The sequence below is a fragment of the Streptomyces sp. NPDC002130 genome, assembly GCF_040296465.1.
Classification (GTDB): Bacteria; Actinomycetota; Actinomycetes; order Streptomycetales; family Streptomycetaceae; genus Streptomyces.
On the sequence record NZ_JBEOXI010000207.1, the window covers coordinates 1 to 14,658 of the forward strand.

The window sequence follows — 14,658 nt, forward strand, 5'->3', positions numbered from 1 at the left end:
CTGACCGGCCAGGACCTGGCCCACCTTCCAGGTCGACCTCGCCCGCCGCGCGGTCAAGGCCGGCTACCACGTGATCGAGGTGCCCATCACGTTCGTCGAGCGCGAACTCGGCGACTCCAAGATGAGCCGCGACATCCTCGTCGAGGCGCTGTGGCGCGTCACGGCGTGGGGCGTGGGGGAGCGCGTCGGCAAGGTCACGGGGCGTGGCGGCAAGCCCTCGAAGGCGTGAGAGCGTGCCGCATGCGGGGCGGCCGCTCACAGAATCAGCTGATGGTGGCCTTATCCCGCGCTGAGCCGGGGCCAGGCACACTGGGGGCATGACGACTGGCGCTCAGACCCCGCTGTCCCCTGCCCGGCCCAAGCGCTCCCGGCTGCGTACGTTCCTGCCGCTGGGCGTCGCCGCGTGGCTCGTGCTGGAGATCTGGCTGCTCACCCTGGTCGCGGGGGCGACCAGCGGGCTGGTGGTCTTCCTCGTTCTGCTGGCGGGTCTCGTCCTCGGCTCGGTCGTCATCAAGCGGGCCGGGCGGCGGGCCTTCCGCAAGCTCTCCGAGGCGCTGCAACAGCAGCAGAGCGGTGTGATGCCCGAAGCGGGGCGGTCCAACAGCGAGGGCAACGGCCTGATGATGCTGGGCGGCCTGCTCCTGATGATCCCCGGCCTGGTGTCGGACGCGGTGGGCCTGCTCCTGCTGCTGCCGCCGGTCCAGAAGATCGTGAGCCGCTCGGCGGAGCGCACCTTCGAGCGCAAGCTCCGGGAGGCCGGCGCGGGCACCTTGGGCGGTGCCTTCCAGCAGGCCCGGATGCGCCAGCCCGACGGCAAGGTCGTCCAGGGCGAGGTCATCAGGGACGAGCCGGGGGACGCCCCGCAGCCGCCGCGCCCGCCACTGACGCACTGAGCCGTCCCGGGGGGCGTCCAGCGGATCGGCCGTTTCCCGGCCCGCGCCCCCGGGCAGCCGTGGCGGGGCTCCCGTGCGGCCGTCGCGTGGCGCGCGCCCCTGCAGCCGTTCCGGCCCACGCACCGGGCACCGGACATGCACAAGACCGCGGGCGCCGTACTTCGCGTACGGCGCCCGCGGTCTTGTGATGCGCTGTTGTTCGGGCCAGGCCCTGGGGGACTATGCCGACTTGCGGCTGTCACGGGGATGAACAGCGATGTTCATCGCTCCGGAACGCAGAACCGCCAGACGCTCCTCGAGGACCTCTTCGAGTTCCTCGCGGGTGCGCCGCTCCATCAGCATGTCCCAATGCGTACGCGCGGGCTTGCCCTTCTTCTCTTCAGGGACATCGCCGTCCACGAGGAGTGCCTGGGCCCCACAGACCTTGCACTCCCACTCCGGCGGGATCTCCGCCTCGACCGAGAAGGGCATCTCGAACCGGTGCCCCTTCTCGCATGCGTACTCCACGGCCTGGCGCGGGGCCAGGTCGATGCCGCGGTCCGTCTCGTAGCTGGTCACCACGAGGCGCGTGCCGCGAAGAGCTCGCTCACTCATGAATCGTGCCTCCCGGGCTTGTCGCCCACAGGACAGGTGTCGCTGTCGTCGTCATCCGGTCAACGTCCGGTCGGCGGTAAAGATTCCCGTTCCGGGGTCTCGTTCCGGGTCATGCGTCGCCGTCGTAGCCGCCCTTGTTGTACCCACCAGCGCCCGGTTTGTCACATCTGATAACAGATATAACCCAGCGTTTCGGCATCTTTGACGCGCAGTAACGGTACGCCTGGCAGGCCAAACGCGTACACTACAGCCCTTTCGCTCCGAGTGCTAAATCCTGTCAGGAACCGGATTCCCCGCTTCTCCGATCGCACGCCGCACCGGGACCCGGACGAGCAGGGCGAATCCGAGAACGAAGAAGGCCACCAGCGAGATGATCGCGTCCCGGTAGCTCCCCGTCAGCTGGTAGGTCACGCCGAAAACCAGCGGCCCGAGCCAGCTCATGCCGCGGTCGCTCATCTCGTACGCCGAGAAGTATTCGGCCTCTTTGCCCGGCGGGACCAGATGCGAGAACAGGGACCTGGACAGCGCCTGGCTGCCGCCGAGGACCAGGCCGATCCCGGCGGCCAGGGCGAAGAACCACACCGGCGCACCGGCCGGCAGGAAGTACCCGGCCGCCAGCGTCACCGTCCAGGCGACCAACGAGCCCAGGATCGTGCGCTTGGCCCCGTAGACCCGGGCCAGCCGGCCCATGGCCAGCGCGCCCGCCACCGCCAGCACCTGCACCAGCAGGACGGCCCCGATGAGCGTGGACTGCCCGAGGCCCAGTTCCTCGGAGCCGTAGATCGAGGCCTGGGAGATCACCGTCTGGATCCCGTCGTTGTAGACGAGGTACGCGAGCAGGAAGGACAGCGTCAGCGGATGGCGGCGCATGTCGCGGACGGTCGCCGCCAGCTGCCGGAAGCCCGGGAGGGCCGCCTCCCGTCCGGCGGTTCTGCGATCGCGCAGCCGCCGCAGCGGGACGATGGCGAACGCGCCCCACCACAGGCCGGCCGACGCCAGGCAGATGCGGACCGCCGTGCTCTCGGAGAGGCCGAAGCCGTCGTGCCCGGTGTAGAGGACCAGGTTCGCGACGAGGACCAGCGAGCCCGCCGCGTAGCCGAAGGCCCAGCCGCGGGAGGACACCGCGTCCCGCTGCTCGGGCGGGGCGATCTGCGGCAGGTAGGAGTTGTAGAGCATCATCGCCACGGACTGCGCGGCATTGGCGACGACCAGCAGGGCACCGCCCAGCAGATAGCGGTCGCCGTCCAGGAAGAACATGGCCGCCGTGGCCGTGGCGCCGGTGTAGGCGGCGGCCGCGAGGAGGGGCTTCTTGCGGCCGGTGCGGTCGGCGGCGCCGACCAGGGGCATCACCAGGACGGCCACGATCACCGACAGGGACACCGAGTACGCGAAGAAGGACCCGGCCCGCACCGGGACGCCCAGGGGGTGGACGTAGCCGTCGGCGTCGGCCGCCGACTCGGCGACCGAGGTCAGGTAGGGGCCGAGGAACACGGTGAGCACGCTCGTCGAATAGACGGAGCAGGCCCAGTCGTAGAAGTACCAGCCGCGCTGTTCGCGTCTCAGCTCCGCGGCCCCGTCGGCCGGTGGTGTCCGCACGGTGTCGCTGCCCACCCGTGCCCTCGCTTCCCCGTGAACGCGCGGAGGGGAGGTGGCAGGGGTCTCAGACCCAGACGCCGCGGTCCTCCATGACCTTGCGCAGTGTGTCGATGTGATCGGTCATGATGCCATCCACGCCCAGGTCGAGGAGCCGGTGCATCGTCCCGGCATCGTTGACGGTCCACACGTGCACCTGGAGCCCGCGCGCGTGGGCGGTGTGCAGGAAGCGCCGGTCCACGACCTGGATGCCGGACTGGATCTCGGGGACCTGCGCGGCCACCGCCGAGCGGCGCACCGCCGCCGGCAGCCCCCAGGAGCGCAGCCGCAGGCTGAGCACGCCCCGTGTGCCGTACGACGTGGCCAGGCGCGGGCCGGCCAGCCGTTGGGCGCGCACCACCCGCGCGTCGGAGAACGAGCCGAGGCACACCCGGTCCCAGGAGTTCGTCCGCCCGACCAGGTCGAGGAACGGCAGCAGGGCGGCCTCCGCCTTGACGTCCACGTTCCAGCGCACGTCGGGGAAGGTTTCCAGGAGCTCCTCGAACAGGGGGAGCGGCTCCTCGCCCGCCACCCGGGCCTGCCGTACCTCGTGCCACGGCAGGTCGGCGATCCGGCCCCCGCCGTCCGTCACCCGGTCCAGCGTCGCGTCGTGGAAGGCGACGAGCTTGCCGTCCAGTGTGGTGTGGACGTCGGTCTCGATGTACCGGTAACCCGCCTCGACGGCACGCCGGAACTGCCGCACGGTGTTCTCCAGGCCGTCCGCGGCCCCGCCCCGGTGGGCGAAGGCGATCGGGCCGGGATGGTCGAGGTAGGGATGGCGTATCCGCGGGGTCACGAACGCAGTATCGCTCCTCGGGGTTGACCGGTGGCAACGGCCGTGCTGCCGCCGGATGCCGGGGCGACGGCGAACACGCGCAGGAACGTCTGGGCGAGCGGGCCGATCGCCAGGGCGTACAGGAGGGTGCCGATGCCGACGGTGCCGCCCAGGGCGAAGCCGGTCGCCACGACCGCGAGCTCGATGCCCGTGCGGACCAGGCGGATCGAGACGCCCGTGAGCTGGTGCAGCCCCGTCATGAGGCCGTCGCGCGGGCCCGGTCCGAAGCGGGCCGCGATGTACAGGCCGGTCGCCGCGCCGTTCAGGACGATCCCCGCCACCATCAGCGCGATGCGCGGCGCCGGGCCGTGCACGCCGGGCACCAGCGCCAGCGTCGTGTCCATGGCCATGCCGATGACCAGCACGTTGGAGATCGTGCCCAGGCCCGGCCGCTGACGCAGCGGGATCCACGCGAGCAGCACCGCCGCGCCCACCAGGGTCAGCACGACGCCGATCGACAGACCGGTCCGTTCGGCGAGGCCCTGGTGCAGCACGTTCCACGGCTCCAGCCCGAGCCCCGACCGGACGAGCAGCGCCGAACTCGCGCCGTACAGCGCGAGACCCGCGTAGAGCTGGACGAGCCGACGGGCGAGACGCCCCTGCGTGGCCATGATGTGCCCCCCAGTGGTGGTAGTGGACTGCTGCATGACACCCTGTGGCTTGGATGGAGAGGCCATCCATGGCCAATCCGGGGAAGGTGGACTGATTTCGATGGCGGAATGGACCTCGGCCGTGGGTGCGGCACAGCTCGCCCGGCTCCTCAGCTCCCAGCAGGACCGCCCGGCGGGACCGGGCACGCGCCGGCCGCCGGCCTACCGCGCACTCGCCGACGGCATCCGTCTGCTGGTGCTGGAGGGACGCGTCCCGGTGGCGGCCCGGCTGCCCGCCGAACGTGAACTCGCCCTCTCCCTGTCCGTCAGCCGCACGACGGTGGCCGCCGCGTACGAGGCACTGCGCAGCGAGGGGTTCCTGGAGTCCCGGCGCGGCGCCGGCAGCTGGACCGCCGTCCCGGCCGGGAACCCGCTGCCCGCGCGGGGTCTCGAGCCCCTGCCGCCGGAGGCCCTCGGCTCCCTGATCGACCTCGGCTGCGCCGCGCTCCCCGCTCCGGAACCCTGGCTCACCCGGGCCGTTCAGGGCGCCCTGGAGGAACTGCCGCCCTACGCGCACACGCACGGCGACTATCCGGCCGGGCTGCCCGCGCTGCGGGCGATGATCGCCGTGCGGTACACCGCGCGCGGGATCCCGACCATGCCCGAGCAGATCATGGTGACGACCGGGGCGATGGGCGCGATCGACGCCATCTGCCATCTGTTCGCCGGGCGGGGTGAGCGCATCGCCGTCGAGTCGCCCTCGTACGCCAACATCCTCCAGCTGATGCGGGAGGCCGGGGCGCGGCTGGTGCCCGTCGCCATGGCCGAGGGGCTCACCGGGTGGGACATGGACCGCTGGCGGCAGGTCCTGCGGGACGCCGCCCCGCGCATCGCCTACGTCGTCGCCGACTTCCACAACCCGACCGGGGCGCTCGCCGACGAGGACCAGCGCAGGCGGCTGGTGGACGCGGCACGGTCCGCGGGGACGGTGCTGATCGCCGACGAGACGATGAGCGAGCTGTGGCTCGATCCGGAGGTGCGGATGCCGCGGCCGGTGTGCGCGTTCGACCCGGCCGGGTCCACGGTGATCACGGTGGGGTCGGCGAGCAAGGCCTTCTGGGCCGGGATGCGGATCGGATGGGTGCGGGCAGCCCCGGACGTGATCCGCAGTCTGGTGGCCGCCCGTGCCTACGCCGATCTCGGCACGCCGGTGCTGGAGCAGCTGGCGGTGAACTGGCTGTTCGGGACCGGGGGCTGGGAGCAGGCCGTGGAGGTGCGGCGCGAGCAGGCCCGGGCGAACCGGGACGAGCTGGTGGCCGCGGTGCGGCGGGAGCTGCCCGCGTGGGAGTTCGAGGTGCCTCGGGGCGGGCTGACGCTCTGGGTGCGGACCGGGGGCCTGTCCGGGTCGCGGCTGGCCGAGGCGGGGGAGCGCGTGGGAGTGCGGGTGCCGTCCGGGCCGCGGTTCGGGGTGGACGGGGCGTTCGAGGGGTATGTGCGGCTGCCGTTCACCGTGGGCGGGGCGGTGGCCGAGGAGGCGGCCGTGCGGCTGGCCGCGGCGGCGGGACTGGTGGAGAGCGGTGCGGTGGGGAGCGCGGAGCCGCCGCGTACGTTCGTGGCGTAGGCGGGCGGGGCCGGCTGGGCGGGCCGGCGGGGCTGCTTCGGGGCTGTGCAGCCCAGCGGCAGGCAGTGCGCGGCTACCTCTCCTTGCTCAGGGCCGGTACCGGGTCCGGCAGGGGCTCCTTGGTGAGGACCGGTACCTGGTCCGGCAGGGGCTCCTTGGTGAGGACCGGTACCTGGTCCGGCAGGGGCTCCTTCGCCAGGGCCGGGACCGCCTCCTGCGACTGCGCTTCCGCCGGCGTCGGCTCCGGTTCTTCCTCCGTCGGTCCCGGTGCCGGCTCGCCTTCCGACGCGTCCTGCTCCGGGATCGTCTCCCCGTCCGCCGGGGGCGTGCGCGGCGGCAGGAGGTCCAGGACCGCCTCGCACAGGGCGTCGGGCGTGGCGTCGTCGTAGGGGTTCGGCGTGGCCGGGACCTGGAGGCGGTGGACCGGGCCCGTGCCCAGGCGGGCGTATCCGCGGCCCGGCGGGAGCTCGTCGATCAAAGTGGTGTGCGGGGGCGCGCCCAGGACCGACTCGAGCTGGTCCGCCGTGGCCGGGCCCAGGACCACACGGGCGCGGGTGTGCCGGCGAACCGGATCGCTCAGGGCGTCCACGCTGTCCAGCTGGTCGGCCACGACCACCGTCACGTTCGCCGGGCGGCCGTGCCGGAGGGGGACCTGGAGGAGGGACTGCGGGTCCTTGCGGCCGTCGGCAGCGGCCAGGTGGGTGAACGCCGTCGGGCGGTCCAGGAGGATCCACAGCGGGCGCTTGGTGTCGTCGGGCGGCGGATCACCCGCCTGGTGGGCGAGGTTGGCGGCGATGAGGCGGCGCTCGGTCTCGGTCGCGGCCCACTCCAGGCTGGCCGTGACCCCTGCGAGCCCCGCCTCGACGGCCAGGACGCCGTCCCGGCCGGTCAGACAGGCGTACTCGCCGGTGCCGCCGCCGTCGACGATCACCACGTCGCCGTGGAGCAGGGCCTGCAGGGCGATGGACCGCAGCAGGGTGGAGGTGCCGCTGCCCGGCTGGCCGAGAGCGAGCAGATGCGGCTCGGTGGAGCGCAGGCCGGTGCGCCAGATGACCGGCGGCACGTCCCGCTGCCGCTCCCCGTAGGTGACGGGGAGCGTGCGCTGGACCCGGGTGGGGTCGGTGAAACCCAGGACCGTCTCGCCGGGGGTGGTGACGAAACGCTGGGCGGCGATGTCGATGGGCAGCGGCAGGAGCACGCCGACCGTCAACTGATTGCCCTCCTCGTCCCACGTGAAGTGGTATTCGCGGCCACGGCCCGACTTGGCCGCGAGGAGGTGCTCGATCCGGGCGCGGGCCTCGGCCTCGCCGTCGGTGAAGTACGCCGGGTAGCGCACCACCAGCTGGGAGATCCGGCCGCCGCCGTCGAAGGCGTAGGTGGGGAAGGCCTTGTCCCACGCGCCGCCGTGGGAGTACAGCGGCTCGGGGTCCTCGGCGGCGGAGAAGTACGGCACGAGCGCCTCGTACAGCGACTGCAGCCGCTGGGTCTGCGACTCGTCGGGCCCGTCCGACGCCGCCGTGGAGCGCTCCCGGCCCTGCCAGGCCGCCGCCGCCATCAGGGTGATGGCGGCGAGCAGCGGTCCGTACGGCACCAGCGCCACGACCAGGATCACGGAGGCCACCAGGAACAGCAGCGCCCCCCGTCGCTCCTTGGGGGTCTCGGCCCATCTGCGCCGCCCGGCCGCTGCCAGCCGGCGCAGACCCCGCATGATCGTGATCAGCGGGTGGAGGACGTCCGTGGCGCTGTCGGCGGCCGTCCGGGCCAGCTCCCGGCTCCGGGCGAGCTGCGCGCCGCCGTTGCTCAGAATGCGGGGGAGGGGGCGCCGGGCCACTACTGCCTCCATAGAGTGCGTACGGGCGGGATGCGTACGGGGCGCGGGCCCGTCAGAACTTGATTCCGCCGAGGAGGCTCGCCAGGCTCTCGCCGCCTGCCTTGATGCTCGGGGCGATGGCGGTACTCGCCAGATAGAAGCCGAACAGCATGGCGACCACGGCATGCGACGCCTTCAGTCCGTCCTTGCGGAAGAAGATGAAGACGACGATGCCGAGCAGGACCACGCCTGAGATGGAGAGGATCATTTGAGATCTCCTGGTTCGCGGGGACAGTCACCATGAGTACTTCCAGGCTCACAGCTTGTATCCATACGATAAAAGGTGCAACTGGGTGAAATTCGTACGATTTCCCCTGTGCAATGGAGTGGTCCCGGGCCTGGTGGGGCCGGACTGTCGCGCTTGCCCGGGTCTGTGCTGATCTTTACCTCGGGTACATCGGGTCATGTGCAGCGCCAGCCAGTACCCTGGCGATTCACTCGTACGGCTGCGCCCTCGCAGGCGTACGCACCGGAGGCGATGTGCAGTGGAGAGGCGGTCCGTCCGATGACCGAAGTCCCCGACCCCGAGGTCGTGGAGCTGGCGACCAAGATCTTCGATCTGGCCCGGCGGGGACAGACCGAGCCGCTCGTGGCCTATGTGGACGCGGGTGTTCCGGCCAACCTCACCAATGACCGCGGCGACTCGCTCGTGATGCTCGCCGCCTACCACGGCCACTCCGAGGCGGTGCGCGCCCTGCTCGACCGCGGCGCCGAGGCCGACCGCGTGAACGACCGAGGCCAGACCCCGCTCGCCGGGGCGGTCTTCAAGGGCGAGACGGACGTGATCAAGGCCCTCCTGGAGGGCGGAGCCGACCCGTCCGCCGGCACGCCCTCGGCGGTCGACACCGCCCGGATGTTCGGCCGGACGGAATTGCTCGAACTGTTCGGCGAGCACTGAGCCGACCGGTCTGACCTGGAACGACAACGAAAACGGGGGAGGCGGTAAAGGGCCGCCGAAATTTCGGTCGCGGCAGACGGAAGTGCCGAGTCATCATGACGACGTGGTTCACGGTCGTGATGGTTGGGCAGGTTTTGCCGCACCGCGCGGGCCGTGACGCGGTCCGCAAGGGCCACCGACGAGAGGCAGAGGAAGATGGTCTACAGCAAGCAGGAAACGGCGGGCGCTCCGACGTGTTGTCACGCGGCCAGGTAGTACACGTCCCCGGTTGCGTCGACGCTTGATGTGAGGCTGTTTCCCATGTTCGATCCGGTCATAGCGCCCAGCGGTACGCTGCTCGGCCTGCTCCAGCGGGGCCGCGGCGACGGCACGCTGCACGCGCTCACCGCCCCGCGCCCCGAGGCGCTGGCGGCGTTGAACCACTGTGTGCTGCGCGATCCCCGCCACGACTGGCAGGTGGAGAACCGCTCCCTCTACTACGCCCGCCTCTACCTCGATCTGAACGGCGAACTGGATGAGGTCGAGGCCCATCTCTTCGGCGCCGAGGACGTCCTCGACAGCGACGAGTCACGCACCGGGCTCGCCCTGGCCGTCCTCGGGCACCTCGCCTCCTACGGCAGGCGGGACGCGCTCGAACTGTTGCGCAGGTACGCCGCCCACGGCTCCAACTGGGCCTGGGCCCTCGACGAGCTGGCCCTCAGGGACGACGACGCGGGCCTGCGCGCCCTCGCCGCCCCCGTCCTCGCCCGGTTCCCGGCCGATCCGGAGGGCGATGCCGATCTGGCCGCCACCGTGCGGGACGCCTTCGAACCCCGACCCTGGCGGCTGTGGGCGGAGGATCCGCGCGAATCCGTCGCCACCCGTGTGCGTGCCGCTCACGAGACGGGCTGTTTCGACCGCTGGCAGCGGCAGATGCGACCCTCCGGCCCACGGCCGGGCTGGAGCGTGCAGGCCGTCTTCGAATGGGCCCAGCAGGGCATCGAGCGGGGCGCCGCCCTCCATGTGCCGGCCGCCCGCTGTCTCACCGCCGTGGCAGGGCCCGAGGACCGGGCCGAGATCGTCCGGGCGGCGAAGGACGGCACCGACGGAGCCCGGTGCACGGCCCTCAGGTACCTCGCCGACGGCAACGATCCCGAGGCCCTCGATCTGATCGAGGGCGCCGTGGCCACCGGCTCGACGCTCGTCGTGGACGCGGCCGTCGACGCCTTCGAACGGATGCGCTCGCTGGCCGCCGTGGACCGGGCGCGCGGCTGGGCCCGGCGCCCGGACGCGCTGGGCGCCGCCGCCGGGCGGGTCCTCGCCTGCCGGGGCGGGGTCCAGGACCGCGACCTGGTCCTCGCGGCGCTACGCGAGGCCGTCCGGGGCGAAGGCCCCGACGCGCCGACCCTGTGGACCCTCGTGGACGGCACCGGACGGCTCGGCATCGCCTGCGCCGCACCCGTACTGCGCCACGTCTACCGCGAGACGGCCTCCTCCCATCTGCGCGGCCGGGCCGCCCGGGCCCTCGCCGCCACCGACCCCTCCTTCGCCACCGGCTTCGCCGTCGAGTGCCTGTGGGACTGCGAGGAGACCACCCGGGAGATCGCCGCCCGGCACGCCGAGACCGGAGACACCCGCGTCGTCGAGCGACTGCGCCGGCTCGCCTCCGACCCGGCCGAGGAGGCCGAGGTGCAGACGGCCGTACGCAGCAGGATCGGTCCCGAGGAGACCGCGGTGTAACCGCTGGATGTCCCTTTCCGACGGGATGCCGGGGCGGATTCGCGCCTCCAGGGTGAACGGGGGGTGACCCGCGGGTCAGGAGGGCATGGACACCGCCTGACCTGCGCGGGTGCGCCTCAGAACGCTCATGGGACGTTCCTCGCCCGGAAAGATCCACGTTGACGCGGCCACGTCCGGCTCGGCGACAACACCGGTATGCGAGTCGTCATCGTGACCGAATCCTTTCCCCCCGACGTGAACGGCGTGGCCCACTGCGCGCTCCAGACCGCCCGGCACCTCGTCGATCGTGGTCACGCCCCCGTCGTCGTCGCCCCGGCCCCCGCACCGGGGAACAAGCCCGACGCCTTCGCGCCGTGCCCCGTCGTCCACGTCCCCTCCCTCCCGCTCCCCGGCTACCCCCAGGTCCGCGTCGCCCTCCCCAGCCGCCGCCTGGCCGCCACCCTCGTCGAGCACCGTGCCGACGTGGTCCACCTCGCCAGCCCCTTCGTCCTCGGCGTGCGGGGCATGGCCGCCGCCGCGCGCCTCGGCATCCCCGCCGTCGCCGTCTACCAGACCGACCTGGCCGGATACGCCCGTACGTACATGGGCGCCGGAGAAACCGCCGCCTGGCGGCGCATCCGCGCCGTGCACGGCGCCGCCGACCTCACCCTCGCGCCGTCCAGCGCGGCTCTGCGCGACCTGGAGACCCAGGGGGTGCCCCGGGTCCGCTTGTGGCCGCGCGGTGTGGACACCGAGCGGTTCCGGCCCGACCGGCGCGACGAGGCCCTGCGCCGCGCACTCGCCCCGAACGGCGCGCTGATCGTCGGCTATGTCGGCAGGCTCGCCCCCGAGAAACAGGTCGAGCTCCTCGCCGGTGCCTGCGGCCTGGCAGGCGTCCGGGTCGTGATCGTCGGAGACGGCCCCAGCCGGCCCGGCCTGGAGCAGGCGCTGCCCGGCGCCGTCTTCCTCGGCCGGCGCACCGGTGACGACCTCGCCCGGGTCTTCGCCTCGTTCGACGTCTTCGCGCACACGGGCCCCTTCGAGACCTTCTGCCAGACGGTCCAGGAGGCCATGGCCAGCGGCCTGCCCGTGGTGGCGCCCGCCGCCGGCGGCCCGCTCGACCTCGTCGCACACGGGCGCACCGGGCTGCTGGTCCCGCCCCACGACGCGGCCGCCGTCCGCGATGCGGTGTGGTCCCTGGCCGCTGACGCCGGGCTGCGGGCCGCCTACGGCGCCGCCGGGCGCGCCACCGTCGAGGGCCGCACCTGGGCGGCCGTGGGCGACCGGCTCATCGAGCACTACGCGCAGGTGCTCGCCGGACGCCGGACGGCGGTGGCGGCATGACCGGCTCCCGTTCCGGTGGTGGCGGCACGAACGGCTCCCGCTCCGGCGGCGGCACGAACGGCTCCCGTTCCGGCGGCGGCGACCGCCGATCACTGCGGATCGTCCGGCTCGCCAACTTCGTCGCCCCGTCGTCCGGCGGGCTGCGCACCGCGCTGCGCGAACTCGGCAAGGGCTTCGCGGCGGCGGGGCACGACCCCGTCCTCGTGGTCCCCGGTGAGCGGATGAGCGACCGCGAGACCGAGCAGGGGCGCGTGATCACCCTCCCGGGGCCGCTGCTGCCCGGCACCGGCGGCTATCGCGTCCTCACCGACAGGCGGCGGGTGGCCCGGCTCCTGGAGGAGCTCGCGCCGGACCGGCTGGAGGTGTCCGACCGGACGACCCTGCGGTGGACCGGCAGGTGGGCGCGGCGCGCCCGGGTCCCGGCCGTGATGGTCTCCCACGAGTCGGCCGACGGGGTGCTGCGCACCTGGGGCCTGCCCGAGGGGGCCGCCCGGCGTGCCGCCGACGCCCTCAACGTCCGCACGGCCCACACCTACGCGCGCGTGGTGTGCACCACCGAGTTCGCCGAGCGGGAGTTCGTACGGATCGGGGCCCGCAACGTCGTCCGGGCGCCGCTCGGCGTCGACCTGGTCCAGCGGCACCCGGCGCTGCGCGACCCGGAGGTACGGGCCCGGCACGCGCGCGAGGACGAGACGCTGCTCGTGATGTGCTCGCGTTTGTCCGTGGAGAAGCGGCCCGGCACCGCGCTGGACGCCCTGCAGGCGCTGCGGCGGCGCGGGCGCCGGGCCGTGCTGGTGGTGGCCGGGGACGGCCCGCTGCGCACCCGGCTCGAACAGCGGGCGCGCGAGAGCGGCCTGCCGGTCACCTTCCTCGGGCACGTCTCCGACCGCCGGCAGCTCGGCGCGCTCCAGGCGTCCGCCGACGTGGCGCTGGCACCGGGGCCCGCCGAGACCTTCGGGCTCGCCGCGCTGGAGGCCATGGCCTGCGGCACGCCCGTGGTGGCGAGTGCGTCGTCCGCGCTGTCGGAGGTGATCGGTTCCGCCGGTGCCGTCGCGGCGGATCACGGGGAGGCCTTCGCGGACGCCGTGGACCTGCTGCTGGAGGGCCTGGAGGCGGACCGGCGCGAGGCGGCACGCGCGCGTGCGGAGTGCTTCGGGTGGGACGCGGCGGTCGACGCGTTTCTCGCCGCGCACGACGCGGCCGTCCCGGTGCGTCCCGCCCGGCCGTTCGCGCCCCGGGGCGTGGCATGAGACCCCGCGGCGCGAGGGGCCCTCGATGTTCGTGACCCTCGGGGACTCGCTCACGGAGCCGGGGGGATCCCGTCGTGACGGGAAGTGGCGTGCCTGGGCCGCGCCGCTCGCGGACGGGTTCGCCGGGGAGCGGGTCACAGACCCGGGACGTCCGGCAGCCCCGGCCGGCCGTGACCCGGTCCGGACGGTTTCAGCGGCGGCGTACGGCCACGAAGCGGACCGGCGTGCTGGGAACCGCCTGGGCGGCGGCCGGGAGGTCGGTCGTGCGGACCACGGCGATCACCGGATAGCCCCCGGTGGTCGGGTGGTCGGCCAGGAACACCACCGGTCTGCCGTCCGGCGGGACCTGCACGGCGCCCAGCACCATGCCCTCGCTGGGAAGTTCGCCCGGCCGGGCCCGCTCCAGGGCTGGTCCCTCCGTGCGCAGCCCGATGCGGTTGCTCGCTGAGGACACCCTGAAGGCGCTGGAGACGAAGGTACGGACGGCCTGCGGTGTGAACCAGCCGTCGCGCGGGCCGAGCGTCACCCGCAGCACCAGCTCGGCCGGGGGCGCCGGCTGCGGGACGACGTCCACGCACGCGTGCGTGCCCACCGGCCGGCCCAGGGGCAGCACCGTCCCGTCCGCGAGCGGGGGCGGGCCGAGCCCCGACAGCAGGTCCGTCGACCGGCTGCCGAGCACCGGCTCGACCGCGATGCCCCCGGCGAACCCCACGTACGCGCGCACGCCCGACACCGCGGGCCCGACGTCCAGCAGGGCCCCCGCGGTCACACGCACCGGCGCACCCCAGGCGACCGGCCGCCCGTCCACCGTGACCCGGCAGGGCGCGCCCGTGACCGCCACGGTGACGGTCGAACGGGGGCGTACGGCACAGCCGTTGAGGGTCGTCTCCAGCACGGCCGCCCCCGGCGGATTGCCGACGAGCCGGTTGGCGAGGTCCGCGGCGGGCCGGTCCAGTGTCCCGGAGCGGGGAACGCCGAGATGGGCATGGCCGGGACGGCCCGCGTCCTGCACGGTCGTGAGGGCCCCGGCCCGGACGACGGCGAATGCTCGGTCCGTCATGACCCCGCCCCGGGGACGAACCGCACGCGCGTGCCCGGCGACAGCAGCGCGGCCGGCACGCGCGCGTGGTCCCACAGGACGATGTCCGTCGTGCCGATCAGCTGCCAGCCGCCCGGTGAGGAGCGCGGGTACACGCCCGTGTACGGACCCGCCAGCGCCAGCGAGCCCGCAGGGACGGCCGTGCGTGGGGTGGCCCGGCGGGGGACGTCGTAACGCGGCGGCAGCCCGGTGAGGTAGCCGAAGCCGGGTGCGAAGCCGCAGAAGGCGACCCGGAACTCCGTCTCCGCGTGGATGCCGGCGACCTCACTCTCCGGCACGCCCCAGTGCGCGGCGACGTCACCCAGGTCCGGACCGTCGTAGCGCACCGGGATCT

Annotated in this window: 14 protein-coding genes and 1 pseudogene; 7 read left to right on the forward strand and 8 right to left on the reverse strand. The window is 73.5% G+C overall.

Annotation, left to right across the window (positions count from 1 at the left end; genetic code table 11):
- Window positions 1-25 precede the first annotated feature (25 nt).
- Window positions 26-229, forward strand: a pseudogene (locus ABT116_RS30710) (dolichol-phosphate mannosyltransferase); the annotation flags it as partial.
- Between the two features lie 88 nt (window positions 230-317).
- Window positions 318-893, forward strand: a complete 576-nt coding sequence (gene fxsA / locus ABT116_RS30715) for an FxsA family membrane protein (protein WP_351640533.1) — start codon at window positions 318-320, stop codon at window positions 891-893.
- Window positions 894-1,112: 219 nt separating this feature from the next.
- Here fxsA and ABT116_RS30720 read toward each other — a convergent pair whose 3' ends face one another.
- The 4 genes from ABT116_RS30720 to yczE form a co-directional block, all read right to left on the reverse strand.
- Complete coding sequence (locus ABT116_RS30720) at window positions 1,113-1,487, reverse strand: RNA polymerase-binding protein RbpA (protein WP_030247095.1); 375 nt, start codon at window positions 1,485-1,487, stop codon at window positions 1,113-1,115.
- Window positions 1,488-1,754: 267 nt separating this feature from the next.
- Window positions 1,755-3,098: an MFS transporter gene (locus ABT116_RS30725; protein WP_351640535.1), complete on the reverse strand. Its 1,344-nt coding sequence runs from the start codon at window positions 3,096-3,098 to the stop codon at window positions 1,755-1,757.
- 49 nt (window positions 3,099-3,147) lie between these two features.
- A complete protein-coding gene (locus ABT116_RS30730) occupies window positions 3,148-3,915 on the reverse strand; it encodes a glycerophosphodiester phosphodiesterase family protein (protein WP_351640536.1) in 768 nt (255 codons plus the stop codon).
- Window positions 3,912-4,601, reverse strand: coding sequence for a membrane protein YczE (gene yczE / locus ABT116_RS30735; protein WP_351640538.1), 690 nt, complete (start codon window positions 4,599-4,601; stop codon window positions 3,912-3,914). Before yczE ends, ABT116_RS30730 begins: the two co-directional genes overlap by 4 nt.
- 64 nt (window positions 4,602-4,665) lie before the next feature.
- Here yczE and ABT116_RS30740 point away from each other — a divergent pair, with 64 nt between their 5' ends.
- Window positions 4,666-6,165 (forward strand): SCO1417 family PLP biosynthesis transcription factor, encoded by a 1,500-nt coding sequence (locus ABT116_RS30740; RefSeq protein WP_351640539.1) that lies wholly within the window; start codon window positions 4,666-4,668, stop codon window positions 6,163-6,165.
- A gap of 73 nt (window positions 6,166-6,238) precedes the next feature.
- Here ABT116_RS30740 and ABT116_RS30745 read toward each other — a convergent pair whose 3' ends face one another.
- Together ABT116_RS30745 and ABT116_RS30750 are read right to left on the reverse strand one after the other, a co-directional pair.
- The gene (locus ABT116_RS30745; RefSeq protein ID WP_351640541.1) at window positions 6,239-7,996 is read right to left on the reverse strand and encodes a hypothetical protein; all 1,758 of its coding nucleotides are present in this window, start codon (window positions 7,994-7,996) and stop codon (window positions 6,239-6,241) included.
- Between the two features lie 52 nt (window positions 7,997-8,048).
- Window positions 8,049-8,243, reverse strand: a complete 195-nt coding sequence (locus ABT116_RS30750) for a hypothetical protein (RefSeq protein ID WP_030843336.1) — start codon at window positions 8,241-8,243, stop codon at window positions 8,049-8,051.
- Between the two features lie 297 nt (window positions 8,244-8,540).
- On the opposite strand from ABT116_RS30750, the gene ABT116_RS30755 reads away from it, so the two are divergent.
- From ABT116_RS30755 to ABT116_RS30770, 4 genes are all read left to right on the forward strand, one after another.
- Window positions 8,541-8,933: an ankyrin repeat domain-containing protein gene (locus ABT116_RS30755; protein ID WP_351640542.1), complete on the forward strand. Its 393-nt coding sequence runs from the start codon at window positions 8,541-8,543 to the stop codon at window positions 8,931-8,933.
- Window positions 8,934-9,233: 300 nt separating this feature from the next.
- Window positions 9,234-10,652 (forward strand): HEAT repeat domain-containing protein, encoded by a 1,419-nt coding sequence (locus ABT116_RS30760; RefSeq protein WP_351640544.1) that lies wholly within the window; start codon window positions 9,234-9,236, stop codon window positions 10,650-10,652.
- A gap of 195 nt (window positions 10,653-10,847) precedes the next feature.
- Window positions 10,848-11,975: a glycosyltransferase family 4 protein gene (locus ABT116_RS30765; RefSeq protein WP_351640545.1), complete on the forward strand. Its 1,128-nt coding sequence runs from the start codon at window positions 10,848-10,850 to the stop codon at window positions 11,973-11,975.
- Window positions 11,972-13,225 carry a glycosyltransferase gene (locus ABT116_RS30770; RefSeq protein ID WP_351640547.1) on the forward strand — a complete coding sequence of 418 codons (1,254 nt, stop codon included), beginning with the start codon at window positions 11,972-11,974 and terminating at the stop codon, window positions 13,223-13,225. Before ABT116_RS30765 ends, ABT116_RS30770 begins: the two co-directional genes overlap by 4 nt.
- 190 nt (window positions 13,226-13,415) lie before the next feature.
- Here the strand turns inward: ABT116_RS30770 and ABT116_RS30775 are convergent, their stop codons facing one another.
- Window positions 13,416-14,285 (reverse strand): 5-oxoprolinase subunit C family protein, encoded by an 870-nt coding sequence (locus ABT116_RS30775; protein ID WP_351640548.1) that lies wholly within the window; start codon window positions 14,283-14,285, stop codon window positions 13,416-13,418.
- A partial coding sequence (locus ABT116_RS30780) for a 5-oxoprolinase subunit B family protein (RefSeq protein WP_351640549.1) occupies window positions 14,282-14,658 on the reverse strand: 377 nt, incomplete at its 5' end. The genes ABT116_RS30780 and ABT116_RS30775, both read right to left, overlap by 4 nt.

Bases quoted from the DNA above. Each gene is read 5' to 3' on its own strand.
- fxsA (WP_351640533.1), top strand. From the start codon at position 318: ATGACGACTGGCGCTCAGACCCCGCTGTCCCCTGCCCGGCCCAAGCGC.
- ABT116_RS30720 (WP_030247095.1), bottom strand. From the start codon at position 1,487: ATGAGTGAGCGAGCTCTTCGCGGCACGCGCCTCGTGGTGACCAGCTAC.
- yczE (WP_351640538.1), bottom strand. From the start codon at position 4,601: ATGCAGCAGTCCACTACCACCACTGGGGGGCACATCATGGCCACGCAG.
- ABT116_RS30740 (WP_351640539.1), top strand. From the start codon at position 4,666: ATGGCGGAATGGACCTCGGCCGTGGGTGCGGCACAGCTCGCCCGGCTC.
- ABT116_RS30750 (WP_030843336.1), bottom strand. From the start codon at position 8,243: ATGATCCTCTCCATCTCAGGCGTGGTCCTGCTCGGCATCGTCGTCTTC.
- ABT116_RS30755 (WP_351640542.1), top strand. From the start codon at position 8,541: ATGACCGAAGTCCCCGACCCCGAGGTCGTGGAGCTGGCGACCAAGATC.
- ABT116_RS30760 (WP_351640544.1), top strand. From the start codon at position 9,234: ATGTTCGATCCGGTCATAGCGCCCAGCGGTACGCTGCTCGGCCTGCTC.
- ABT116_RS30765 (WP_351640545.1), top strand. From the start codon at position 10,848: ATGCGAGTCGTCATCGTGACCGAATCCTTTCCCCCCGACGTGAACGGC.
- ABT116_RS30770 (WP_351640547.1), top strand. From the start codon at position 11,972: ATGACCGGCTCCCGTTCCGGTGGTGGCGGCACGAACGGCTCCCGCTCC.
- ABT116_RS30775 (WP_351640548.1), bottom strand. From the start codon at position 14,285: ATGACGGACCGAGCATTCGCCGTCGTCCGGGCCGGGGCCCTCACGACC.